General features: G+C 67.6%; 17 protein-coding genes, 1 tRNA gene and 1 riboswitch. Of the genes, 4 read left to right on the plus strand and 14 right to left on the minus strand.

The features are described from left to right. The first annotated feature begins 285 nt into the window (after positions 1-285). From rpoB to ABD225_RS02210, 3 genes are all read left to right on the plus strand, one after another. Positions 286-3,765, plus strand: coding sequence for a DNA-directed RNA polymerase subunit beta (rpoB, locus tag ABD225_RS02200; RefSeq protein ID WP_344080578.1), 3,480 nt, complete (start codon positions 286-288; stop codon positions 3,763-3,765). A 134-nt stretch (positions 3,766-3,899) separates the two neighbouring features. Next, positions 3,900-7,787 (plus strand): DNA-directed RNA polymerase subunit beta', encoded by a 3,888-nt coding sequence (locus ABD225_RS02205; protein WP_344080581.1) that lies wholly within the window; start codon positions 3,900-3,902, stop codon positions 7,785-7,787. A 262-nt stretch (positions 7,788-8,049) separates the two neighbouring features. Next, positions 8,050-8,122, plus strand: a tRNA-Thr gene (locus tag ABD225_RS02210). Positions 8,123-8,241: 119 nt separating this feature from the next. Here ABD225_RS02210 and ABD225_RS02215 read toward each other — a convergent pair. The 14 genes from ABD225_RS02215 to ABD225_RS02280 form a co-directional block, all read right to left on the minus strand. Further along, the gene (locus ABD225_RS02215) at positions 8,242-8,952 is read right to left on the minus strand and encodes a transglycosylase family protein (RefSeq protein WP_344080584.1); all 711 of its coding nucleotides are present in this window, start codon (positions 8,950-8,952) and stop codon (positions 8,242-8,244) included. A gap of 8 nt (positions 8,953-8,960) precedes the next feature. After that, positions 8,961-9,114, minus strand: a riboswitch (cyclic di-AMP (ydaO/yuaA leader). 202 nt (positions 9,115-9,316) lie between these two features. After that, positions 9,317-10,525, minus strand: coding sequence for a S53 family peptidase (locus ABD225_RS02220; RefSeq protein WP_344080587.1), 1,209 nt, complete (start codon positions 10,523-10,525; stop codon positions 9,317-9,319). A 25-nt stretch (positions 10,526-10,550) separates the two neighbouring features. Beyond that, positions 10,551-12,728, minus strand: coding sequence for a hypothetical protein (locus ABD225_RS02225; protein ID WP_344080590.1), 2,178 nt, complete (start codon positions 12,726-12,728; stop codon positions 10,551-10,553). Positions 12,729-12,829: 101 nt separating this feature from the next. Next, a complete protein-coding gene (locus ABD225_RS02230) occupies positions 12,830-14,983 on the minus strand; it encodes a hypothetical protein (protein WP_344080593.1) in 2,154 nt (717 codons plus the stop codon). A gap of 149 nt (positions 14,984-15,132) precedes the next feature. Beyond that, positions 15,133-16,290 carry an acyl-CoA dehydrogenase family protein gene (locus ABD225_RS02235; protein WP_344080596.1) on the minus strand — a complete coding sequence of 386 codons (1,158 nt, stop codon included), beginning with the start codon at positions 16,288-16,290 and terminating at the stop codon, positions 15,133-15,135. A gap of 2 nt (positions 16,291-16,292) precedes the next feature. Further along, entirely contained in the window at positions 16,293-17,123 is an 831-nt protein-coding gene (locus tag ABD225_RS02240; protein ID WP_344080599.1) for an SGNH/GDSL hydrolase family protein, read from the minus strand. 31 nt (positions 17,124-17,154) lie between these two features. Beyond that, on the minus strand, positions 17,155-17,940 hold the full coding sequence (locus ABD225_RS02245; RefSeq protein WP_344080602.1) for a TspO/MBR family protein: 786 nt from the start codon (positions 17,938-17,940) through the stop codon (positions 17,155-17,157). After that, positions 17,937-18,923, minus strand: a complete 987-nt coding sequence (locus tag ABD225_RS02250) for an SDR family NAD(P)-dependent oxidoreductase (RefSeq protein WP_344080605.1) — start codon at positions 18,921-18,923, stop codon at positions 17,937-17,939. The genes ABD225_RS02245 and ABD225_RS02250 overlap by 4 nt, the downstream gene beginning before the upstream one ends. Continuing rightward, positions 18,920-19,645, minus strand: a complete 726-nt coding sequence (locus ABD225_RS02255; RefSeq protein WP_344080608.1) for a CPBP family glutamic-type intramembrane protease — start codon at positions 19,643-19,645, stop codon at positions 18,920-18,922. The genes ABD225_RS02250 and ABD225_RS02255 overlap by 4 nt, the downstream gene beginning before the upstream one ends. Then, positions 19,642-20,697 carry an NAD(P)H-binding protein gene (locus ABD225_RS02260; RefSeq protein ID WP_344080611.1) on the minus strand — a complete coding sequence of 352 codons (1,056 nt, stop codon included), beginning with the start codon at positions 20,695-20,697 and terminating at the stop codon, positions 19,642-19,644. The genes ABD225_RS02255 and ABD225_RS02260 overlap by 4 nt, the downstream gene beginning before the upstream one ends. Then, positions 20,694-21,131 carry an SRPBCC family protein gene (locus ABD225_RS02265; RefSeq protein WP_344080614.1) on the minus strand — a complete coding sequence of 146 codons (438 nt, stop codon included), beginning with the start codon at positions 21,129-21,131 and terminating at the stop codon, positions 20,694-20,696. The genes ABD225_RS02260 and ABD225_RS02265 overlap by 4 nt, the downstream gene beginning before the upstream one ends. Before the next feature lies 1 nt (position 21,132). After that, positions 21,133-22,371 carry a class I SAM-dependent methyltransferase gene (locus tag ABD225_RS02270; protein ID WP_344080617.1) on the minus strand — a complete coding sequence of 413 codons (1,239 nt, stop codon included), beginning with the start codon at positions 22,369-22,371 and terminating at the stop codon, positions 21,133-21,135. Positions 22,372-22,373: 2 nt separating this feature from the next. After that, positions 22,374-23,147: a DUF1365 domain-containing protein gene (locus ABD225_RS02275; RefSeq protein WP_344080699.1), complete on the minus strand. Its 774-nt coding sequence runs from the start codon at positions 23,145-23,147 to the stop codon at positions 22,374-22,376. A 5-nt stretch (positions 23,148-23,152) separates the two neighbouring features. Then, positions 23,153-24,433: an NAD(P)/FAD-dependent oxidoreductase gene (locus ABD225_RS02280; RefSeq protein ID WP_344080619.1), complete on the minus strand. Its 1,281-nt coding sequence runs from the start codon at positions 24,431-24,433 to the stop codon at positions 23,153-23,155. Positions 24,434-24,509: 76 nt separating this feature from the next. Here ABD225_RS02280 and ABD225_RS02285 point away from each other — a divergent pair, with 76 nt between their 5' ends. Then, positions 24,510-25,388 (plus strand): MerR family transcriptional regulator, encoded by an 879-nt coding sequence (locus tag ABD225_RS02285; RefSeq protein WP_344080622.1) that lies wholly within the window; start codon positions 24,510-24,512, stop codon positions 25,386-25,388. The last annotated feature ends 20 nt before the right edge of the window (positions 25,389-25,408 follow it).

Raw genomic sequence — 25,408 nt, forward strand, 5'->3', positions numbered from 1 at the left:
CGGAGAAGGCGGGAAGACGCGCCCGGCGCGCCGCGTGCTTGACGTGGGCGCGATCACGCTGCATCCTCTACGCGTCGCGTTGTGCGACCGCCTGTCCGAGCGCAGCTGGACAGGCTTGGACAGTCATGCCTTTTAGGGCTATAGTCGTTCCTTGCGCTGTCTTCCCACCTCCTGAACCGACCTGCCATAGGTATGCCCGGGCCCCAACGGCTCGGAAGGCCTGCAGGGCGAGACGGGGAGGGTGATAGCGATCGAAGTCCAGACAGGCCTGTGGAAGGACCCTCCTTGGCTGCCGCGCGCACCGCAAATGTCTCTACCGCGAAGACGGCCTCCGGCCGCCTCTCCTTCGCAAAGATCCGCGAACCACTCGAAGTCCCCGACCTTCTCGCCCTGCAGACCGAGTCCTTTGACTGGCTGCTCGGCAACGAGCGCTGGCAGGAGCGGGTCGCCCAGGCCCTCGACGCCGGCCGCAAGGACGTGCCGGACCGCTCCGGGCTGGAGGAGATCTTCGAGGAGATCTCCCCGATCGAGGACTTCTCGGGCTCGATGAGCCTGAGCTTCCGCGACCACCGGTTCGAGGAAAGCAAGTACTCCATCGAGGACTGCAAGGAGCGCGACCAGACCTACTCCGCGCCCCTGTTCGTCACCGCGGAGTTCATGAACACCACCACTGGTGAGATCAAGAGCCAGACCGTCTTCATGGGCGACTTCCCTCTCATGACCGAGCGCGGCACCTTCATCATCAATGGCACCGAGCGCGTCGTTGTCTCGCAGCTGGTCCGCTCCCCGGGCGTCTACTTCGAGCGCACCGCCGACAAGACGTCCGACAAGGACATCTTCACCGCCAAGGTCATCCCGAGCCGCGGTGCCTGGCTGGAGTTCGAGATCGACAAGCGCGACATGATCGGCGTCCGCGTCGACCGCAAGCGCAAGCAGTCCGTCACCGTGCTGCTCAAGGCCCTCGGCATGTCCGAGGCCGAGATCCGCGAGGAGTTCGCCGGCTACGAGTCGATGGAACTGACGCTCGAGAAGGACCACATCGCCGGTCAGGACGATGCCCTCCTGGACATCTACCGCAAGTTGCGCCCGGGCGAACCGCCCACGCGTGAGGCCGCGCAGAACCTGCTCGACAACCTCTACTTCAACCCCAAGCGTTACGACCTGGCCAAGGTCGGTCGTTACAAGATCGGCCGCAAGCTCGGCCGTGAGGTCGACCTGCACGACTCGGTCCTGACCCTCGAAGACATCGTCGCGACGATCAAGTACCTCGTCGCGCTGCACAATGGCGACGAGACCTTCGCCGGTGTCCGCGATGGCGCCCCGATCGAGTTGGCCGTTGAGACCGACGACATCGACCACTTCGGCAACCGTCGCCTGCGCAGCGTCGGCGAGCTCATCCAGAACCAAGTCCGCACCGGCCTGTCCCGGATGGAGCGCGTCGTGCGCGAGCGCATGACGACGCAGGATGTCGAGGCAATCACCCCGCAGACCCTGATCAACATCCGCCCGGTCGTGGCGTCGATCAAGGAGTTCTTCGGCACCTCGCAGTTGTCGCAGTTCATGGACCAGAACAACCCGCTGGCCGGCCTGACGCACAAGCGTCGTCTGTCCGCCCTCGGCCCGGGTGGTCTCTCCCGGGACCGCGCCGGCATGGAGGTCCGTGACGTCCACCCGAGCCACTACGGCCGCATGTGCCCGATCGAGACCCCGGAAGGCCCGAACATCGGCCTGATCGGTTCGCTCGCGTCATACGGTCGGATCAATGCCTTCGGCTTCATCGAGACGCCCTACCGCAAGGTGTCCGCCGGCAAGGTGTCCGACGAGATCCACTACCTGTCCGCCGATGAGGAGGACAAGTACGTCATCGCCCAGGCGAACGCCCCGCTGAACGCCGACGGGACGTATGCCGAGGAGCGCGTCCTCGTCCGCATCAAGGGTGGCGAGGCCATCGACGTCCCCTCGGATGAGGTGGACTACATGGACGTCTCGCCGCGCCAGATGGTCTCGGCCGCGACCGCGATGATCCCCTTCCTGGAGCATGACGACGCCAACCGTGCGCTCATGGGCGCCAATATGCAGCGTCAGGCGGTTCCGCTGGTGCGCAGCGAGGCCCCGCTCGTCGGCACCGGTATGGAATACCGCGCCGCTCTCGACTCCGGCGATGTCGTCCGGGCCGAGAAGGCCGGTGTGGTCACCGAGGTGTCCGCTGACCTGGTCACCGTCGCCGGTGACGATGGCAGCCACCGCACCTACCGCATCCAGAAGTTCTCGCGCTCCAACCAGGGCACCTCATACAACCAGCGGGTCGTCGTCTCCGAGGGCGACCGGGTCGAAGAGGGTGGCCTGCTCGCCGACGGTCCCGCGACCGACAACGGTGAGATGGCGCTCGGCAAGAACCTGCTCGTGGCGTTCATGCCGTGGGAAGGCCACAACTACGAGGACGCGATCATCTTGTCGCAGCGCCTCGTGCAGGACGATGTCCTGTCCTCGATCCACATCGAGGAGCACGAGGTCGACGCCCGCGACACCAAGCTCGGCCCCGAGGAGATCACCCGGGACATCCCGAATGTCTCCGAGGATGTCCTGGCCGACCTCGACGAGCGCGGCATCATCCGCATCGGCGCCGAGGTCCGCGATGGCGACCTGCTCGTCGGCAAGGTCACGCCCAAGGGTGAGACCGAGCTGACCCCGGAGGAGCGCCTGCTGCGCGCGATCTTCGGTGAGAAGGCCCGCGAGGTCCGCGACACCTCCTTGAAGGTCCCGCACGGCGAGACCGGGACGGTCATCGGCGTCAAGGTCTTCGACAAGGACGATGGCGACGAGCTGCCCCCTGGCGTCAACCAGCTGGTCCGCGTCTATGTCGCGAACAAGCGCAAGATCACCGATGGCGACAAGCTCGCCGGCCGCCACGGCAACAAGGGTGTCATCTCCAAGATCCTCCCGGTCGAGGACATGCCCTTCCTTGAGGACGGCACGCCCGTCGATGTCGTGCTCAACCCGCTCGGTGTCCCCGGCCGTATGAATATCGGTCAGGTCCTGGAGTTGCACCTCGGCTGGGCTGCCAGCCGCGGCTGGCAGGTCCCGGAGGGTGCGGAGTGGGCCAGCGGCATCGCGGCCGACGCGCACGAGGCGGCCCCCGGCACGCGCGTCGCGAGCCCCGTCTTCGATGGTGCCCGCGAGGAGGAGATCTTCGGTCTGCTGCAGTCCACCCTGCCCACCCGCGACGGCCAGCGCCTGGTCGGCGAGGGTGGCAAGGCGCGGCTCTTCGACGGCCGCTCCGGCGAGCCGTACCCCGAGCCGGTGTCCGTGGGCTACATGTACATCCTGAAGCTGCACCACCTCGTGGACGACAAGATCCACGCGCGCAGCACGGGTCCCTACTCCATGATCACCCAGCAGCCGCTCGGCGGTAAGGCCCAGTTCGGTGGCCAGCGCTTCGGTGAGATGGAGGTCTGGGCCCTGGAGGCGTATGGCGCGTCCTACGCCCTGCAGGAGTTGCTGACCATCAAGTCCGATGACGTCAACGGCCGCGTGAAGGTCTACGAAGCGATCGTCAAGGGCGAGAACATCCCCGAGCCCGGCATCCCCGAGTCCTTCAAGGTGCTCATCAAGGAGATGCAGAGCCTCTGCCTCGACGTCGAGGTGCTCTCCCAGGACGGCAGCTCGATCGAGTTGCGCGACACCGAAGATGACGTCTTCGCCGCCGCGCAGGAACTCGGCATCGACCTCTCGCGCCGCGAGCCGTCCTCCGTCGAGGAGGTCTAGGCCGTATGCCGTGGGCCCCGGTTCTCCCGGTGGCCCACGGCATACGCCGGCCCCGAGCGCGAGCTCGCCTCGGCCGCCTTGCGCGGCCCACGAACAGCTGACTTTCACGGCATACGAAAGAACGGAAGCACGCAGTGCTGGATGTCAACAACTTCGACCAGATTCGGATCGGCCTGGCCACCGCGGAGTCCATCCGCGAGTGGAGCCACGGCGAGGTCAAGAAGCCGGAGACGATCAACTACCGCACCCTCAAGCCTGAGAAGGACGGTCTCTTCTGCGAGCGCATCTTCGGTCCCACGCGGGACTGGGAGTGCTCCTGTGGCAAGTACAAGCGGGTCCGCTTCAAGGGCATCATCTGTGAGCGCTGTGGCGTCGAGGTGACCCGCGCGGCCGTGCGCCGCGAGCGGATGGGTCACATCGAGTTGGCCGCGCCGGTCACCCACATTTGGTACTTCAAGGGTGTGCCCTCGCGTCTGGGCTACCTGCTCGACCTGGCCCCGAAGGACCTGGAAAAGGTCATCTACTTCGCGGCCTACATGATCACCAGCGTCGATGTGGACCAGCGCCACGCCGACCTGCCCTCCCTGGAGGCGCAGATCGAGGTCGAGAAGAAGGAAATCGAGAACCGCCGCGACAGCGAGATCAACGCCCGCGCCACGAAGCTCGAGGCCGACCTGGCCCAGCTCGAGGAAGAGGGCGCGAAGGCCGACGTCAAGCGCAAGCTGCGCGATGGCGCCGAGCGCGAGATGTCGCAGATCCGTCGGCGCGCCGACGGCCAGGTCGACCGCCTCGACCAGGTCTGGGACCGCTTCAAGAACCTCAAGGTCCAGGACCTGGAGGGTGACGAGGTCCTCTACCGCGAGATGCGGGACCGCTTCGGTCTCTACTTCGAGGGCGGTATGGGCGCCGCGGCGATCCAGAAGCGCCTCGAGACCTTCGACCTCGACGCCGAGGCGGAGTTGCTGCGCGAGATCATCGCGACCGGCAAGGGCCAGAAGAAGACCCGCGCCCTGAAGCGCCTAAAGGTCGTCTCCGCGTTCATGACCACGGACAACAACCCGGCCGGCATGGTGCTGGACGCGGTCCCGGTCATCCCGCCGGACCTGCGCCCGATGGTGCAGCTCGATGGTGGCCGTTTCGCGACCTCCGACCTGAACGACCTCTACCGTCGCGTCATCAACCGCAACAACCGGTTGAAGCGACTGCTCGACCTCGGCGCCCCCGAGATCATCGTCAACAACGAGAAGCGGATGCTGCAGGAGGCCGTCGACTCGTTGTTCGATAACGGCCGTCGTGGCCGCCCGGTCACAGGCCCCGGCAACCGTCCGCTGAAGTCGCTGTCCGACATGCTCAAGGGCAAGCAGGGCCGGTTCCGACAGAACCTGCTCGGCAAGCGCGTCGACTACTCCGGCCGTTCGGTCATCGTCGTCGGCCCGCAGCTGAAGCTGCACCAGTGCGGTCTGCCCAAGCAGATGGCCCTGGAGCTGTTCAAGCCGTTCGTGATGAAGCGTCTGGTCGACCTCGACCACGCGCAGAACATCAAGTCGGCCAAGCGGATGGTCGAGCGTCAGCGCTCGGTTGTGTGGGATGTCCTCGAAGAGGTCATCACCGAACACCCCGTGCTGCTCAACCGCGCGCCCACCCTGCACCGCCTCGGCATCCAGGCTTTCGAGCCGCAGCTGGTCGAGGGCAAGGCCATCCAGATTCACCCGCTCGTCTGCACCGCCTTCAACGCGGACTTCGATGGTGACCAGATGGCCGTGCACCTGCCGCTGTCCGCGGAGGCGCAGGCCGAGGCCCGCATACTCATGCTCTCCTCGAACAACATCCTCAAGCCGGCCGATGGTCGTCCGGTGACCATGCCCACCCAGGACATGATCATCGGGCTCTACCACCTGACCTCCGAGGTTGTGGACGGCAAGGGCGCCGGTCGCGTTTTCTCGACGCCGGCCGAGGCCCGGATGGCTTTTGACGCCGGCGAGATCGAGCTCGGCTCGATGGTCAAGATCCGCCTCAAGGACATCGTCCCCTCGGTCGGCTCGGACCTGCCGGAGGGCGTCGAGAAGGCTGAGGACGGCCTGGTCTCCTCGATGGTTGTCGAGACCACGCTGGGTCGTGCGCTGTTCAATGTCGCGCTGCCGATGGACTACCCCTTCGTCAACGAGCCGGTCGACAAGAAGCGGCTCTCGACGATCGTCAACGACCTCGCCGAGCGGTACAGCAAGGTGCAGGTCGCGGCCTCCCTCGATGCGCTGAAGGAAGCCGGCTACCACTGGGCGACCCGCTCGGGCACCACGGTGGCCGTCTCCGATGTCGTCACGCCGGAGTCCAAGGGCGAAATCCTTGCGGGCTACGAAACCAAGGCGACCAAGGTTCAGACTCAGTTCGAGCGCGGTCTGATCACCGACGACGAGCGCCGTCAGGAGCTCATCGAGATCTGGACCAAGGCGACCAATGAGGTCTCCAAGGCCATGGAGGACAACTTCCCCAAGGACAACCCGATCTACCGGATGGTCAACTCCGGCGCCCGAGGCAACTGGTTCCAGCTGCGTCAGATCGCCGGTATGCGTGGCCTGATGGCCAACCCGAAGGGCGAGATCATCCCGCGCCCGATCCGCACGAACTTCCGTGAGGGTCTCTCGGTGCTGGAGTTCTTCATCTCCACCCACGGTGCCCGTAAGGGTCTGGCCGACACCGCGCTGCGGACCGCCGACTCCGGATACCTCACCCGTCGTCTCGTCGACGTCTCCCAGGACGTCATCATCCGCGAGGACGACTGTGGCACCGAGCGTGGCTTGACCATGCCGATCGCCACGGTGAGCGAGACGGGCTCGCGCCTCGTGCACGATGGCGTCGAGACCTCGGTGTATGCCCGCACGCTGGCCGAGTCGGTTAGCGCCGAGGGCGATGTACTGGCCGAGGCCGGCATCGACCTCGGGGATGTCGTGATCGGTGCGCTCTTCGCCGCCGGTGTCGACCAGGTCAAGGTCCGCTCGGTCCTGACCTGTGAGTCCCGCGTCGGCACCTGCGCCAAGTGCTATGGCCGTTCGCTGGCCACCGGCAAGCTGGTCGACATCGGTGAGGCGGTCGGTATCATCGCCGCCCAGTCCATCGGTGAGCCCGGCACCCAGCTGACGATGCGGACCTTCCACACCGGTGGTGTGGCCGGTGACGACATCACGCAGGGTCTGCCGCGTGTCGTTGAACTCTTCGAGGCGCGCACCCCCAAGGGTGTCGCCCCGATCGCCGAGGCCACCGGCCGCGTCGAGATCGAGGACACCGACAAGATGCGTCGGATTCTGCTCACCCCGGACGACGGCAGCGAGCAGCACGCCTACCCCGTCAGCAAGCGCGCGCGCCTGCTGATCGCGGACGGCGATCACGTCACGGTCGGCACCAAGCTGGTCCAGGGCGCGATCGACCCCAAGCAGGTGCTGCGCATCCTCGGCCCGCGCCAGGTGCAGATGCACCTGGTCGACGAGGTGCAGGCGGTCTACCGCCAGCAGGGTGTCGCCATCCACGACAAGCACATCGAGGTCATCGTGCGGCAGATGCTGCGCCGGATCACGATCATCGAGTCGGGCGACGCCGATCTGCTGCCGGGCATGCTCGCCGAGCGCGGTCGCTTCGAGGAGGAGAACCGCCGGGTGGTCTCCGAAGGCGGTCGCCCCGCCTCGGGTCGTCCGGAGCTCATGGGCATCACCAAGGCTTCGCTGGCCACGGACAGCTGGCTCTCAGCGGCCTCCTTCCAGGAGACCACGCGCGTCCTCACCGAGGCCGCGATGGAAGCCAAGTCCGATCCGCTGCTGGGCCTGAAGGAAAATGTCATCCTCGGCAAGCTGATCCCCGCCGGGACCGGCCTGACCCGCTACCGCAACATCAAGGTCGAGCCGACCCCCGAGGCCCGCGCCGCGATGTACGCCCTGCCGAACTACGACGAGTATGCCTACCCCGTCTTCGGGTCGGGCACCGGCGAGGCCATCCGCCTCGACGACGCCGAACTCGGCCTCGACAACTACTGATAGCTGTCGACACGCAACGCCGTCCCGCCTCGCGGGACGGCGTTGTGTCGTTCTAGGCCTGGCGTCTCGCGCTGCGGGCTCGGGCTGGGGGCTTCGTAACCTGTGCTAACACCAATTAGGTGACTGTGGACAGGGTGCAACCTGTTCACAGTCACCTAACCTGTGCAGGGTTCGGCGGGTGCTCGTGGGCGGGCCACCTCGGCCGGGAACGGTGGTGCTCGCGGGCCAGGGTATGGTGGTCCGTCGGCGCCCGAGCGCCGGTGCCGCCTTAGCTCAGATGGTAGAGCAGCCGCCTTGTAAGCGGCAGGTCGCCGGTTCGATCCCGGCAGGCGGCTCTCCTGTGTTTTTGGCTTCGTCTCCTCAGCGCTCGGCGGCCCAGCTTGCTGCGCTGCGCTGCGCCGTCTCGCTCGATCGTCGAGCCCTCCCGCCGAGCGCTGAGGAGACGAGCAGAGTGTTACAGCACCTTGTTGAGGTAGGCCTGGAGGGCCTTGGTGGTGCCGCTGCCCCAGACGCCATCGGGGGTGGCGCCGACGAGGCGCTGGAGGGCCTTGATCGTGATCGGTCCGACCTGGCCGTCGGCGGCGACCTTGAGCTTGGTCTGCAGGGCCTTCTTGTCCGTCGTCGACAGCGAGCCGTCGACGGGGCGGGCGAGCCACTTCTGCATGGCGCCATAGGTTTTCGGGCCAAGCACGCCGTCGACGACGAGGTCCCCGGACGTCGTGCCCGTGCCACCGGTGCCACCGGTGCCACCGGTGCCGGCCCACGGGTCGACGGCCAGGCCGTTCTCCTTCGTTAGGCCGGCGCGGACCGAGCACACCGGCCAGGCGCCGGGGCCTTGCACCTTGAGCACTTCCTGCGCGGTGTCGATCTGCTCGGCCTTGGTGGCCTGGTGGGCGTAGGCGGCATACTGCCCGCCGCCGAAGCCAGTCCAGGTGGGGGCGGAGAACTGCAGCCCGCCGTAGTACCCATTGCCGGTGTTGATCGCCCAGTTGCCGCTGGACTCACAGGCGGCGACCTTGTCCCACACCGTGTCGGCGTGGGCAATGGTGGGGGCCACGAGGACGCCACCGGCGGCCGCCGTCGCGAGGGCGGGAACCGTCATACGGGTGCGGAGGGAGCGGGCCGGGGCGCGGTGACGCCCGGCATACGAAATGGCGCGAGCCATGGGGGGATTCCTTTCCTGACAGGCGCCGCTGAGGTGAGCTGTCGGGTTAGGGAGGTCAGGTTCCCTGCCGCACAGGCGGCTTCACCCCAAGGCCGGCATCGCTGCGCGGCCACATGTGGTTCCCCCAGCCATCCGGGCGGCCCGGGTGGCCGCAAGAGGTGTTGATCGCTGGATGGTTAGGCGCGCGATCAGACCGAATGGAGGTGAGCTATCCAGTTGTCGTGGCGCGAACGCCTCGGACACGGTAGGGGATGGCCCGGCGCCTGTGCAATCGCCATGTGCTTGCTTGGTATGCCGTGTGGGAGCGCAAGCGGGCCGGCGATCGTCGCGATCGCCGGCCCGCCCGGTGGGTTATCGGATCAGGTCACAGACCCCCGAGTCCGTTCGGCGAGCCCACGCCGGTCGGCGCGTCATAGCCCTTCAGGCCGTTGCAGAGGTAGTCGCCGCCGCAGATGCCATTGGCTCCGCCGACCACATCGAAGAAGGACCCACGCGTGGTGTAGGGCGTCTTCGAGGTGAAGGTCGTGGAGTTCCCCGCCCGCCCGATGAGGCCCGCGACATACGGCGCGGAGGCGCTGGTGCCGCCACCGACGACCCAGCCCGGCTCGAGGCCGAAAGGGTTCTCGTAGGTGTCATAGACCGCGACGCCGGTTTGCGGGTCAGCAACCGCGGAGACATCGGAGACGGTGCGCATCGAGCAGTGCGTGTCCTTCTGCCACGGGCTCTTGGCGATATAGGCCGAGCAGGCGCTGCCGGCGCCGCCCCAGACGTCCTCGTCCCAGCCGCGCGCGCTGCCCGGCTTGCGGGTCAGGGTCGTGCCGCCGACGGCGAGCACCTTGCGGAAGACCGCGGGCGCGGAGGCAGCCGTGAAACCCCAGTCGCCGCTGGAGGCGACGGAGATGGTGCCCGTCTTTTCGTAGGCGTCTCGGATCTGCCAGATGTATCCGGACTCGTCGCCGCCATAACTATGCGAGATGACAGTTGCGCCCTTACGGGTGGCGGTGCGGGTGGCTTCGGCGAGGCTGTCCATGTAGTTGTCGTCGGCCTCGACGAGCATGATCTTGCAGCTCGGGCAGGCCGCCGACACCATGTCGAGGTCCATCGAAGCCTCAAGCGCCCAGCCGCCGTCCGCCATCGGGTAGTCACCCTTGATGCCGCGTTGGTTGAGCTTGGTGAAGCATCCGTTCGCGCTGGTGCAGGGCGGCAGGCCCATCGTCTTGCGATAGACCGCGAGGTCCTTCTCGGCATTGGGCACATCGAAGGCGATGACGATCGCCACGGTCGTGCTCGCGCCGCCGGCGGCGGGGATCTTGTATGCGGATCGCAGGTCGGCCGCGCCATAGCCGGCGGGCATGCCCTTGGCCGTGGTGCGCCCGCCATTCTCTTGGCGGAAGACGCTCATGCAGCGTGCGTAGGCCTCGCGGCTCTCTGACGAGCACGGTTTGCCCGCCGGCTTGGCGTCCGGGGCGGCCATGGAGATGGCCGGGATCATGCTCATGCCGAGGGTCGCGGCGGCGAGCACGGTCATACCCCTGCGTGCCGACTTGCCCCGGCGAAATGGATTGATACCCATGATGATTCGTGTCCTTTCGAAAGGGTCAGCCGGCGATGCCGAAGGCGCCGTCGATCTGCTCGGTCAGGGTGGAGCCGGCGGCGTCGGTGACCGACACCTTCAGCCCGATGGTGTTCTTGCCGGGGGCGGCCTTAGGGATCGTCAGGTTGATGGTGCGCGCGGCACCCGAGCCCGCGACGGGGGCAGCGGTCCAGGTGCGGCCGTCATACGACACCCACGCCTTGACCGACGTGATGCCCTGGGCGGTGGCCCGGCCGACCTGGCTGATGTCGAGCGAGATGGCTCGCTTCCCGGAGGGGAGGGCGTTGAGGGAGTCCAGTCCGGTCGCGGTGTAGTCGAGACCGAGATACGGCAGGACGGTGCAGGTCGTGCCATTGCACAGCCAGTCCTTCGGAGCGGGGAAGCCGGCCGAGACCTTGGTCGACACGGCGGTGGTCATCTTCGTCGTCCGCGGGAACGGATATCCCGAGCGAGTGGCCGAGGCAGACATGGAGATGACCTTGGGGTTGGCGCGCGAGGGGAGCTCGCTGCCGCCGGTCAACTGGCCGGGACCGTCATACAGAACGGTGTTATCGGCCTTGATCGTCACCGATCCGAAGTTGTCCGGGTCCACAAAGTCGATGCCTCCGCCGTGCTGGCGGTCGCTCAGCGGGGGTGCCTGGACATTGAAACCCCGATACGACCCATCGGCGCCGAGGCAGGCAGGGCAGATCTTGAGCAGGGTCTGCGGGGTGACCGGAGTGAAGCGCTGGTGCAGGGGCGCTTGGCCCCAGACATCGGAGGTCACGGTGCCCGGGCGGGGCGCGCTCGTGGATGAGTTGAAGAGACCTTTGAGCGTGAACACCGGATCGAAGCTGAAGTACTGGTTCAGCTCGGCCTCGGAACTGATGCCGGCGCCTGCGGAGACGTACTCGGTCAAGGTGGAGCCACCCGGAGGTAAGCCCACCCCGGAACCGAAGTTCCCCGTGTAGATGGTCCGGGCGAACATGGCGGAGGAATAATCCTTGACCCCCACGAAGCGGTTCTGGAAGGTGGTCATATTGGTCCGGTCGTTGCGGCGCACGATCACGCCATTGGGGATCCGGCCCACGATGGCATTGGCCGTCAGCACCCGGTAGTTCCTCTTGACCGAGTCCGGATTGACCCCGACGACATTGCGCGAGAGCAGCTGATCGCCGTGCAGGGATCCCACGGTGGGAGTGAGGCGGACGACCGTCGAGGCGTCGCCTCCGACGCTCCAGAAGAAGGTGGCGAAGCCGCTGTCCGGGGATCCGACACTGCGCAGCAGGGTGGTGTCGGCCATGAGCGGCGTCATGGGCCGGTCGACGCTGGCGCGCATCGTCGCGGTGGCCTTGCGGGCATCGAAGACGATCTCGCGGGGTCCGGTGATCGAGGTCTCCGGCGTTGTGCCCATGACAAAGGAGCCGTCGCCGCCGTCCACGGAGGTGATCAGCTGGTAGGTACCGGCCGCGACGCTGACCTTGGCCGTGCCGTGGAATGTTGGCGTCGCTCCCACGCCCCGATTCGGATCGTTGACGTTGTAATAGCCGACGAAGGCGTCGGTCGGGTTGCCGTGGCGGTCGAGGACCTTGATGGTCAAGGTGACCATTGGCCAGCTCGGGTTCGCCGTGGGCTTCGCGGGCACCTGCACCCTGGTCACATGGGCGAAGAGGTGCCACGCCGTGCTGCCCGCGAGTGCCTTGCCCAGTGCCGCGCTGCTGGAGGCATCGACATACCCGATGCCCTTGGTCCCGGAGCGCGAGGTGATGACGACGCCGGGGACGGCAGTGGCGGCGCCGGCCGAGGCGTAGGTGATCGTGACAGCCGTGCGACCGGTTCCGCGCGCCGCGAGGGCGTTGGCGTCAAAGAGGGCCGGGTCGAGAACGCTGCCGAAGACGGGGCGGATCGAGCGGGGCACGACATATGCCGCCTTGCCGATCACCATCTTCTCGACGCCCTGGCGAGCCCAGATGCCGAGCGGGACGAGCGAGAGCCGGCCCTGGGCGTCGCGGGTGACCCGCACGAGGTCGCCGGTGGGCAGCGTGACGATCGAGCTGCTCGCGGCAGTCGACGTCGAGGGAGTCCAGCGGGCCGCGAACGGACTCGATGGGGCGGGCGCACCGGCGACGGCGGGCACGGCACCTCCTGCCGCGAGGATGGCGCCGGCCCCCAGTGCCAGCGCGAGGAGTGGCTTGCGTGTCATGGTCAACCCTTCTGCAGTGAATCGGGTGGTGTGCCGGGACCCGTCGAAATGGCACGGGGCAGGGCTGGTCATTCCGGTGAATGGTCGCCGGGATGGGGGGTTCAAGGGGCCAATCGGTATGCGGCCGTGATGGTTTCGTCGAGTCGAGTGCCATCCATCGCCACGGCGGACACGCGTAGGTCGCCGCTGGTGCGGCCGGGCCCAGCGGACGGGATGGTGAGGGTCACGGCATACCGGCCGCCGCCGAGGGCCGTCACCGGTGCATTGACCCAGCCGGCGCCGTATGCCGTCTCGACCCGCACCGAGCGCAGCGCGGGCGTGTGCAGGCCGACCTGGTGGAGGGTCAGCGTGAGCGTGCGGCGGCCGGCCGGCAACGTGCCGTCAACCCGGACGGGGAGGTTGTAATCCGCATACAGCATCGGCAGCACCTGGCACGGTCCGGTGCCGGCGCACTGCCAGCCGGCGGGGATCGGCCGCGCGGCGGACATCGGAACCGTCAGGATCGTGCGTAGGTGGGTGCCGGTGCGATACGGCGCGCCGCGGTCGACGTCAACGGTCGCGGTGAGGACGGTGGTGCCCATGGGAACCGGCACGCCGGGCTCCGTGATGAGGTAATCGGTGCCCGAGGCGATGGTGCGGGCATCGGCGCGCACCGACCAGGCCACGGTGTCTGGATCGGCATACAGGATGTGCAGGGGGAAGGTGTCGCGCTGAAGTGCATACAGCCACAAGGCTTTTGATGAGTCGAGGCACGCGAAGCAGGTGATGGGATCGGGCGCGAAGATCGCCGGGTCGGAGAAGATCCCGGTGTGGATCGGCTCCTTGGCCCAGTCCTCGGCAAACCGCCGCGGGCTCGGCAGCGAGCGCCACTCGGACTCGATCTGGCCGAGTTGCGCGTCGACGTCCACCATGAAGGTGGCGTGCGTGGAGTAGTTAGGGCCAGTGGAGACGAACTCCGTCACCCGGCGGGCGCTGTCCAGGAGGCTGCCGAAGGACCAGCCGCCAAGGTCCGCGTCCGCGGCCGCCCGAAGCAGCATGCGACGCGTGGTGTTCGGGCCGTAGAACGTGCTGTCAATCCGCGCAAAAGTCTTTGGGTCATAGGAGATGGACACGGGACGATTCGGGATCGGCCCGGAGCGACGGGCGCTGACGGCATACCGGCCCGCTTGTTGTCCGGTGGGGGAGTAGGCGAGAAGCGAGTTGGTGAGGGCGGTCCTCGCCTGCGTGCCGACGGCCGTCGGGGTCACGAGCAGGCGCGGCGTCATCCCATCGCCAATCGTGCCGAAGGAGACCGATGAGCTGTAGTCGACGGTGCCGACACTGCGTTCCAGGGAGAGTTCGAACATCTTCGGGATGTTCGGCACGCCGAGGTTGACGGTGACGGGCGTGGTGGCGCTGCGCACATCGAGTGTCACGCTCCGCGCTGACGTCACCGTGAAGTCGGAGGACTGGGCGATCATGGCGGTGCCGTCGGCCGCGTTGTCCATCGCCAAGAGCAGATACCGCCCGGTGGGCACGCTGGCCTTTGCCACCCCATTCGTGAGCCCGAGGAAGACCCCACCCTTGTCGGGATTGTCGACATTGAAGGCGAAGACGACGCCATTGAGTCCGCGACTGTCGGCCCCGGTGACCCGAGTGGTCAGGGTGAACATCGGCCAGGCCGGATTCGCTGTGGGCTTGGCGATGGGTCGCACCGAGGAGACATTGGCGAGCAAGGCGCTCGCGGTGTTTTTCGCGAGGGCTGCGCCGAACGCGCGGGACGACGCCTCCGTCACGAAACCCTTGCCGGACAGGCCATTCCGCGAGGTGACCTCAACGCCGGCGACGGCCGTTGCGGATGTTGTCTGGGCATAGGTGATGTCGACCGGCATCCGGCCGCGGGAGGCGGCGATCGCTCGCACATCGAAAAGGCCCGGGTCGAGTCGGGTGCCGATCAGATCGTGCAGAGCCCGGGGCAGGACGTATGCCGCCGCGCCCGTCCGCGCGGTCAGCGCGCCACCGCGCGGGAAACCGGAGGGCAGGGCGAGCGTGGTGGCCCCCGCGGACATCGTGCCGAGCTCGACCACATCCCCGGTCAGCAGCCGGACGCGCGTGGGCGCGGCGCGGCCATGAGCCGCGAGCTTGACGGCGGGCGCGGCAGCGGCGGGCGCCGCCCCGGCGGCCGCCGCGCCGGCGGGGGCCACCGCGGCGACCCCTCCCGCGACGCCCAGCGCGAGCGCCGTCAATGGACCCAAAGCGATAACAGAACGACCCACCAGAAACACCCCTGCACCTCTGGCTCGGCCGGTGGTCGGGCGGCGCCCGCGTCGGTCGATGCTTCGGTGATCTTCACACCCGACATACCGGGTATGTCAACCCTTCCTCAGAACTATTTACCGAATCCGAGGACAGGCCATCTCGGGTCTCAGCGGCCGAGGGTGGCGCGGGCGATGACGAGGCGCTGGATCTGGTTGGTGCCCTCAAAGATCTGGGTCACTTTGGCCTCGCGGAAGTAGCGCTCGGCCGGGAAATCCTGGGTGTAGCCGGCGCCGCCGAGGACCTGCACGGCATCGGTCGTGACCTTCATCGCCGCATCGGTGGCGATCAGTTTGGCGATGGCCGCCTCCTTGCCGAAGGGTCGCCCGGCATCGCGCAGGCGAGCGGCATACAGATAGCTCGCTCGGGCGGAGCCGACCGCCGCCGCCATGTCGGCGATCAGGAAGGCGAGGCCCTGATTGCTCGCGATGGGCCTCCCGAACTGCTCGCGCTCCACGGCATACTTCGCGGCAAGGTCAAGGGCTCCTTGAGCCAAACCTGTTGCGCCAGCGGCGATTCCGAGGCGGCCGGAGTCGAGACCAGCGAGCGCAAGCGGCATACCGTGCCCCTCCGCCCCGATCCGGCGGCCCTCGGGGACCCGGACCTCGTCATAGATCACCTGGCGCACGGTGTCGCCGTGCAGGCCCATCTTGCGTTCGGGTTCGCCGAAGCTCAGGCCGGGGCTGTCCGCGGGGACGATGAAGCACGAGATGCCCCGTCCCCCGTCGTCGGAGGTGCGGGCGAAGGTCGTGTAGTAGTCGGCGTGGCCCGCGTGGCTGATCCAGGACTTGGTGCCGGAAATCAGATAGTCGCTGCCGTCGCGGCGGGCGCGGGTGGTCATGGATGCGACATCGCTGCCGGCCTGCGCCTCGGAGAGGGCGTAGGCACCGAGCGTCTCGCCGGACAGCATCCACGGCAGCAACTCGGCCTGCTGCTCGGGGGTGCCGGCGCTTGCGACCGGATAGCAGGTGAGCGTGTGCACGGAGATCCCGAGGCCTGCGGCCATCCAGACGCTCGACAGCTCCTCGAGCACCTGCAGGTAGATCTCGTACGGCTGGCCGGCCCCGCCGAACTCCTCCGCATAGGGCAGCGACATCAGCCCGGAGGCACCCATCAGGGTGAAGATCTCGCGGGGGAAAGCATCGGTCTTGGCCGCCGCGGCCTCGACCTGATCGACACGCGGTCGCAATTCCTTCTCGGCGATTTCGCGAACCAGGGCGATCAGGTCCGCGCCTTCATCGGTGGGCAGCAGGCGCTCGACAGGCATGATCAGCAGGGTAGGCGGGCCGCTGCTTCGGAGTCGAGCCGGGCTGGGGCGATCGGCGCTAGGGCCGGGCGCTTGGCCGATATCGCATCGCCCGAGCTGCGCCCGTGCAGGCGGCGCTGGACCCATGGCCGCAGATGAACACGGGCCCAGGCCGCGTGATTGGTCAGGGCCTCGCGCCGCCCGAGCCGGTTGGCTGCGGGCAGCGGCTCGCGCCAGTCGTCGTTGTTCAGGGGTATGCCGAGTGCGGTCGCCGCCGCGCACGCGACCCGGTGATGGCCCTCGGAGGTGAGGTGGATGCGGTCGTCGGCCCACATCCGCCAGTCTTGGAGTGCCTTGAGCCCCCACACATCGACGACGGCAGCGCCATGCCGACCGGCGATCGAGTGCAGATTGGCCGTGTGGGCGGCATGCCGGGGCCGAAGGGCCGCGAAGATGCCGGCCTTCGCCGGATCGCTCGGCGTGGCGAGCAGAACGTCCGCCCCCATGGCGCGGATCCGTGCGACAGCCGCATCGAGACGGTCAGCGACCTGTTCCAGGTCGACGCTGGGGCGCAGAATGTCATTGCCGCCGCCGACGATGCTCACCAGATCCGGTTGCAGCGTGAGTGCTGAGTCCAGTTGTGGCCCAACGACATCGTCGAGTTTCCGGCCGCGAACGGCGAGATTCGCGTAGGCGAATTCGTGCCCTGCGTCGACGGCCAGGGCGCTCAGGTGCGCCGCGAGCCGGTCGGCCCAGCCGCGAAATCCGTCGGGTGGTTCGGGCAGGGGATCGCACATACCTTCGGTGAATGAGTCGCCGATGGCGACATAGCGATGCCAGGGTGCGGAGGTCACAACCGACAACTCTAAGCAGCCGACCCGGTGGTCAGGCGGTGCGGGTGTGCGGCAGCGGGCGACGGCGTGCGGCGGCTGTCGCCGCGAGGACGACGAGCGCCGCGATCGCCGCAGCGATCCCCACGACGGTCGACTCCGGCCGATCCGTCAGCCGCCCGACCGCGATCCACCCCAGTCCCCAGCCCATCGCGAGGGCGACGCCGAGGCGCGGGCCGAGCCGGTCCGCATACAACATCCCCAAGCCGGCGGCGACTGCTAGCACGATCACGGTGAGGATCTCGGCGACCCACTTCTGCGGCTCGAAACCCGAATCCACCAGGGTCGCTGCGATATTGGCGCAGGTCGCCACGGAAACCCAGCCGAGGTAAAGCCCGAAGGTCCCATCGGTGATCACCCGGTCGAGCGTCGACTCCGCGGGCATCGATGTCAGACGACTCATGAGCACGCCAAGGGTCAGCACGAGCGCGGCGATGATCGCGACGCTGACCCACAGCCAGCCGGCGCGAACCACAAGGAGCCACAAGGCATTGAGCACCATTGTCGCGGCGGCGAGCCAGCCGGTCGCGCGATGCCGCGGGCTCTCACCGACAGCCCGCCACTGCCAAATCGTGTAAACGAGGAGCCCGAGATAGATCGGCGTCCAGATGGAGAACGCTGGGGCAGCCGGCGCGATATACGTCGCATCGGCAGCCAGCGCGCCACCCGACGCCTGCTGGACCTCCGGGCCGCCGAGGACCCCGAGACCGACCATCGTCCCGATGATGCACAAGATCTCGGCCGCCGTGATGGCCAGCCGGCGGGCGAAGTCGCTATTCATGAAGGGTTTCTTGAGTCGGTGGAATTCATTGTCAGGCCGGAGTTTTCGAGCACCCACGTCCAGAGGCGATCTCGATCGGCGGGCGTCGAGCGCGTTGTCGGCAGGAAGTTCGTCGACCGCTCGTGCCGGTCGTGCCACAGCCCCCCGCCGGGCGGAGCGGGCATGGTAGCCAGCAGCCACGTGATCGTGTCGGCACCATCATCCGGCTGCCGCAGGAGAGGCCCCATGACCTTGTCGAAGCCTGGGAGCGATTCGGTGACGCCGGGCGTCGTGACCCACCCGGGGTGCATGGCATAGACGTGCGCCGCTGGCCACCGCCTGACGAAGTGGTCGAGCAGGTCGACCTGCGTCCTTTTGCTGCGCGCGTATGCCGTTGCGCCAGAGAACTTTTCGGATTGATACTCCGGGTCGTCCACGGGCAGCGGCTGCGTGTACATCCCGCCTGAGGTGACGAAGACGATCCGCGAATCGGGAGCCAGTCGATCCGCCAGGAGGTCGGTGAGCAAGACCGGACCGAGCACGTGGACCGCCATGGTGAGCTCGTGGCCCTGGGCGCTCTCGGTGCGTTTCGCCGGGAGCACGCCCGCATTGTGGACAATGCCGTGCAACTCAATGCCGCTGTCTCGCAAGGCCGTTGCCGCAGCACGGACCGATTCCAGGTCAGCCAGGTCGGCGGTCCAGACCCGGGCATCGTGGGGGAGGCGATCGGCGACCGCCTGCCCCTTGGCGCGGTCACGAACGAGCAAATGCACCGTGGCGCCCAGCGCGGCGAGTTGCTCGGCGACGGCGGTTCCGATGCCCGATGACGCGCCGGTGACAAGCACCTGCCGCCCGATCAGCGTTGCCGGCTCCGGGTCGGCCGGCCAGGTGGACAGCCGCGACCGCACGGCCGGGCCGATGCGCGAAAAGCCGGGAACGACGGTGCGGTCCAGGGCGGCATCGAGTGCACTGGCGGCCGCTGAGCGGATGGATCGAGAGGTCATGACGCGAACTCCAGGACGTGAGGGAGGAGGAAAAGCATGCCGAGCGACCAGGTCAGGTGCGTGATGATTGGCCCAAGGATGCCGCCGGTGACCCGGCGTTGCAGACCAACAACCAGCCCCAGCAAGGCGGCGGCGAGCACAAGGAGCGGCACGCCCGAGGCGGCCGTCACCACGGCATACACCAGCGTGGTGATGGCGACGGCGTGACGGCGCCCGATGCCGGCATACAGCGCGCCCCGGAAATAGAGCTCCTCGGCGATCCCATTGACCGCGGTGATCACCGCGACGACCGGCAGCGACCCCAGCGCGGCATGCGCCAGCAGCCCGTCGACGGGCTCACGCAGCAACGGAATCCGGGCGACGACGAGGGCGCCGACCAGGAAAACCAGCAGCAGCACGGTCCCGAGCGCGAGGGATTGCACAACGGCCCGGCCATCGGCCGCACCCGAGCGCGTGTGCGCCCGACCCAAGTGCAATTTGCCGGACGCGAAGGCGCCGATCGTCCACACCACCGCCAGGGCCAGGGTGCCGACATAGAAAAGGGGGTCACCCGGCGTGATCCGCAGCGCCCACCCGAGGACCGCGGCCCCCACCACGAGGGTAATGACGGCCACCAGCCGCCGACGACGGAAGGCCGCATCGCTCTCGGTGTGATCGCGCGGCACCGGTTCGACGAGAGCTGCGCGGACGAAGCGGCGCAACTCGGTGACGGGTCCGTTCATCCGCCGCGCCGCAGTCCGCGCCCCAGCCTCCGCAGGGCCTGGGGTATGCCGATCGCCTGGGCCAGCGACTGGGTGCCGGCCCACTCCGGGTCGGCCGACGTCAGCCGCGCCGGGTCCGTGGTGCCGGGCTCCGGCAGAGCGCCGTGAGCACCGTCGACCAGCGCCGCGCGGACCGCCTCGTCATAGCCGATCAGGTCGGCCGGCGACTTGCCGAGGTGGTGGGTCAGATCGCTCTCCTTAGCAACGACCTCGTGAACCAGGCTGCCTACCAAGGGTTTTGCCACACCGGTGGGCACCGGAGTGACGAGCCCAACCCAGTGACTGGCCAAGCGCGGGGTCAGGACGGGGACGGTGATGATTCTCCTGGGCGTGAGGCCCGCCAGGCGGGCATACCGCTGGATCATCTCGCGGTAGGTCAACACATCCGGGCCACCGATGTCGTAGGTGCGATTAGCGTTCTCCGGCACCGTGGCTGCCGCGACGAGGTGGTCCAGCACATCAGCAATGGCGATGGGCTGGATGGAGTTGTCGAGCCACTTGGGAGCGATCATTGCCGGGAGGCGCACGGTCAGGTGGCGCAGCATCTCAAAGGATGCCGAGCCGGCGCCGAGGACGACGGCGGCCTGCAGCACGCTGGTCGGGACGCCGCTGGCCATCAGGAGATTGCCGACTTCGACACGTGAGGCCAGGTGCTCGGACAACTCCCCGTCGGGGTGCAGGCCGGAAAGGTAGACAATGCGCCCGACGTGCGCGTCATAGGCCGCCCGCCCGAAGCGCTGTGCGAGCTGCCGGTCGCGCCCGGAGAAGTCCGCTTTGCCGTCCATCGAGTGCAGCAAGTAGTAGGCGATGTCGACGCCGGATAGGGCTTCGCGCAGTGCCGCATCGGAGTCGGCGTCGCCCTCGACGACCTCCACATCATCTCTCCACAACCGGTCACGCACGCGCTCCGCCGAGCGGGTTAGGACACGCACGGCATACCCCTCGCCCACGAGCCGGGGCACGAGACGAGCCCCGATATAGCCGGTTGCCCCCGTGACGAGGACGGTGCTCACGGGGTGAGTCCGTCGAGGGCGGTGCGCAGGGTTTTGGCGGTTTCGTCGCCGAGGCGGTTGAGCAAAGGCATCATCAGAGGGCCAAGGAAGCGTGCGGGTCCGGTGAAGGTGAATTCCGCGGTGTAGTCCACGACGCTGCCGCCGTCGGGAGCCGGCGTGACGACAATGAGGTCGCGGCTGGTCGTCGTCTCGTTGCGCCCGACGATGACGAAGTCGGGTGCCGAGACGCGCTCGACGGTGTATTCCAGCTTCACAGTGCGACCCACGAACTTCGAGACATTGGCATAGGTCGTCCCGGGCCCGCCGTCGCCGCTGGTGCGAGTGCAGGAGACGGTGCCGGAGTCCCATTCGGTCGCGTTCTCGAAGTCGGCGAGATAGGCGAAGACGGTGTCGCAATCCGTGTGGGTGGTCACGCGGCGGTGCAGGGTCGGCATATCAAATCCTCCGGAGGGTGAGTTGGGCGACGTCGAGATAACCGGTGCGAAAACCGGCCTCGCAGTAGGCGAGATAGAACTCCCACATGCGGCGGAAGCGCTCGTCGAAGTGCTCGCTGGCGATGCTCCCCCAAGCGTCGGTGAAGCTCGCCCGCCAGCGGCGCAGTGTCTCGGCATAGTGCCGGCCGAAGGCGAAAGTCTCCGCCCGCTGCAGGGTGGTATGCCGGGCGAGGACGCCGTCGATGGCGGCCAGGGACGGGATCAGGCCGCCGGGAAAGATGTACTCCTGGATCCAGCCATGGGAGTGCCGGGTGGCGAGATAGCGATGGTGGTCCATGAGGATGGCCTGGATAACGGCGCGCCCGCCGGGGACAAGGCGGTTGTCGATCGTGGCGAAGAAGTCGGGCCAGAACTCGTCCCCGACGGCCTCGATCATCTCGATGGAGACGATCGCGTCGAACTGGCCCGTGACGGCGCGGTAATCCTGCAATCGGACCTCAACGCGATCTGCCAGGCCGGCCGCCGCGATGCGTTCCTGAGCGAGGTGCTGCTGCTCGGCGGAGAGGGTGATGCTGATGACCCGAGCGCCGCGCTCGGCCGCACGCAAGGCGAGCTCGCCCCACCCGGTGCCGATCTCCAGCAGACTGGTGCCCTCCCCAACTCCGGCCGCGTCGAGCGCGCGATCGATCTTGCGCCATTGCGCCTGCTGCAGGTCTTGCTCGGGCAGGGGTTCAGGGCCGACGAAGAGGGCGGAGCTATAGGTCATCGAGGGGTCGAGGAAGGCCGTGAAGAGTTCGTTGCTGAGGTCATAGTGCGCCGAGACGTTGACTGCGGCGTTCTCGGGGGTGCCCCGATGGTGTTGTGGCAGAGCAGAATCGGCGAGTCGTCGCAGGGAGACGACGGGCTTCGGTAGGAGAGATTCGAGTTGGGAGGCAAAGGGTGCGAGGGCATCCGCGAGGTCGGTCCCCTCGCCCGCCGTCCAGTCGCCCTCCATATAGGCCTCGCCGAGGCCGATCTTCGGATGTTCGCCGAGACGGCGATAGAGCGACTCCGGGCGCACCAGGTTTAGGCGTGGGGCGTTAGCGTCGCCGCCGCCGAGAATCTGCCCGGCTGGCAGGTGCACCTGAACCGGAACGCGAGCGAGTAGCGCTTCGGTCAGTCGACGAGCCACCGCCGTGCGCAGTGTGGCCACGGGCCGGATCGGCGCGAGCCGTGCCGTGTGTGTCGCGGTGCTGCTCATGGCTAGCGCACCCCACCCTGACGTGCGCCCGGCTGAATTGGTAAGCGCCGCAACCACAATCGGATTCCATGCCAGCGGATCATCGTGCTGACCCGATGCGTCATGAGTGGGCGGGCGACCACGGTGCGGAGCAGGTTGGCGCGCGTGAGGGGGCGAGCCTCGCCACTGAGCGTCGCCGTGAGAATGGGGCCGCCATCGTCCGTGAGTTCGATGTGGATGGCGACCTGACGGGGCGTGGTGCGCAGGCGCACGGCATACCGGCCGGAGATGTCGTTGAACGGCGAGACATAGAAGGTCTTGTCAATCTCGGTGCCAGCGACAGCGTCGGCCCCCGAGACGACATACGCATGTCGCCCGCCATAGGTGTTGTGCACCTCGATGACGACCGCGCGAAGGTCCTCGCCGGCGAGACACCAGTAGGCCGTCATCGGGTTGAAGGTGTGACCCAACACTCGCGGATGGGCCAGCATGAGGACACGGTCGATGGGATCGCCCGGGATGCCGGACGCGTCCACTCGGCTGATCGCGTCCGCCTTCAGCTCGGCGAAAGTCGTTGCGCCAGAGAGGTGATCACGGGCGTCGAAGTAGATGCCGAGGGTTCTCTGCACCTGTGGCGGGAAGTCGAGATCGATGAGCCACGAATAGTGACGATTGCTGAAAGCTTTGCGGATCGGGCGGTGGCGGACGTGCGCGACCTCGCCGATGACCAGGCACGGCGTATCGGGCAGCGTGGCTGCGGCCATCGCTGCCGGGCCGGTGTGGAAGGAGAGCGCCATCGTTGTCACCACTGTGCTCCAAAGGCTGCGGCGGCCGCTACACCCGAACGGCAGCCATCTTCGTGGAAGCCCCAGCCGTGATAGGCCCCCGCGAAAGTTGTTGTGCCCGTGGTGAGTTGCGTGAGGCGAGATTGGGCGGCGACGGCCGCCGCGTCGAAGATGGGGTGGGTGTAGCGCATCCGCGCGATGACGTCGTTGTCACTGACCGCACGAGTGGGGTTCAAGGTCACCAGCAGCGGATCGCTCTCATCGAAGCCCTGCAATCGGTTCATCCAATACGTTACCTGCGCTGGCGCGTCCGAGTTGCGTTGGGCAACAACGAAGTTCCACGAAGCCCGGGCTCGCTTAGTCGACGGAAGGAAGGACTCGTCCCGGTGCAGAAGGGTCTCATTTGTCGAGTAGCGGAAGGCCCCCAGGATCTCCTTCTCGTCAGGGGTCGCGTCGCGCAGGAGGGCGAGTGCCTGATCGGCATGGGTGGCGACGACCACCCGATCGAAGGCCTCCTCGCCCGCCGTGGTGGCGAGGGTGACGCCATTGCTGTGGCGTGTCACCCCGACGACACCGGACCCGCGCCGCACGTCCGGGAGGCGATCGGCGATCGCGTGGACATAGGTCGCGGACCCACCGACCACCGTCCGCCATTGCGGCGAGTTGCCCACGCTCAACATTCCGTGGTGATCGAGGAATCGAAAAAGATGGACCGCTGGATAGCCGAGCGCGGCCTGGCGTCCACTGGACCAGACACACGAAACCAGCGGCACGGCATACAAATTCGTGAAGCGTGCCGAGAACCCGTGCTCGTCGATGAACTCCCCAAAGGTCGTCAGATCGTCCGCGGGATGACTAGCCAGGAAGGCTGCGCCGAGCTGGTGAAAGCGCCGCACGGAGCGGAGCAGGTCGACATAGGCCGGGCTGAGGAGGCGTCGTGGCTGGGCGAGGAAACCCCCGATGCCCTTGCCGCCGGCATATGCCAGCCCGGAGGAGGGATCGCTGATCGACATCGACATCTCGGTGTCGCGGGTCGCGATCCCGAGCTCGGCGAACAGGCGGGTGAGCAGGGGATAGGTCCGATCGTTGTGGACGATGAAGCCGGTGTCGACGGCCAGCGGACCGCTGCGGCTGGTCACCTGGTGCGTGTGCGAGTGGCCCCCGAGCCGGTCTTCGGCCTCGAAAAGCGTCACCTGGTCGCGCCGAGCCAGCAGGTATGCCGCGGTGAGACCCGAGATGCCCGACCCCACCACCGCGACGCGCCGTGGTCTGGCGCCGGTCTGGGCATGTTCACTCATAGAGTCGACGGTAGTCGACAACTAGGGCCAGTTGTCGAATGATTGTCTAAGGTTTTTGACCGCTAGAGTGACCCCCGTGACCGGCGCCACAGATGCCATGCGCATCGGAGAGTTCAGCGCTCGCGTCGGTCTGTCCACGCACACGATCCGCGCCTGGGAGCGGCGATACGGACTGGTGTCCCCATTGCGGACCGAGGGTGGGTACCGCGTCTACGGCCCGGGCGATCTGGCCCGGGTGCGCGCCGCGGCGAGCCTGGTCGAGTCCGGCGTGTCGGCTGCGAATGCCGCCGCCCGCGTGCTGGCCGCCGAACGTGCCAATGGTGGGCCCAAGGCCAACTCAGCCTCTCGTCCCGCCCGCGATGTCGGGGCCAGCTTGCTGGCCGCGGTCTTGGATTTCGACGAAGCCGCCGTGCACGCGATTTTGGACCGGCTCTTCGCCGATCGGCCCATCGAAGAGGCCATCGAGACGCAACTCTTGCCCTTCTTGCGTCAACTCGGTGGCCTGTGGGCCGCCGGCGAAGCCAGTGTCGCGCATGAACATTTCGCCAGTGCCCTGATCCGGAGCCGGCTCTCGGCTCACACGATGACGTGGGGACGCGGTCAGGGGCCGGTCGTCATCCTGGCCTGCCTCCCGGGCGAACAGCACGATCTCGCGCTGCTCTGCCTCGGCGTGCTGCTCGGCCGCTCCGGCTGGCGGGTCCGCTTCCTCGGCTCCGACACCCCAATCCGCGATGTCAGCGTCATGGCCGACCGCGTCACACCGGACTGGATCGTGCTGTCCGGCCGCGACCCCGAATCCGTGACCACCAACCGCCGCGCCCTAAGCGATCTGTCCCGCCGCCACCGGGTCGGCATCGCCGGCCCTGCCGCCGCACCCGGACGTATGCCGGGTCGCGTCCACCGGCATACCGGCTCCGTCGCCGACACCGCCCGCGCCCTCACCGCCCGCGCCTGACCGCTGTGTGTAGGGAAACC

The organism is Nostocoides veronense (genome assembly GCF_039531185.1).
In the GTDB taxonomy this organism is placed as follows: Bacteria; Actinomycetota; Actinomycetes; order Actinomycetales; family Dermatophilaceae; genus Nostocoides_A; species Nostocoides_A veronense.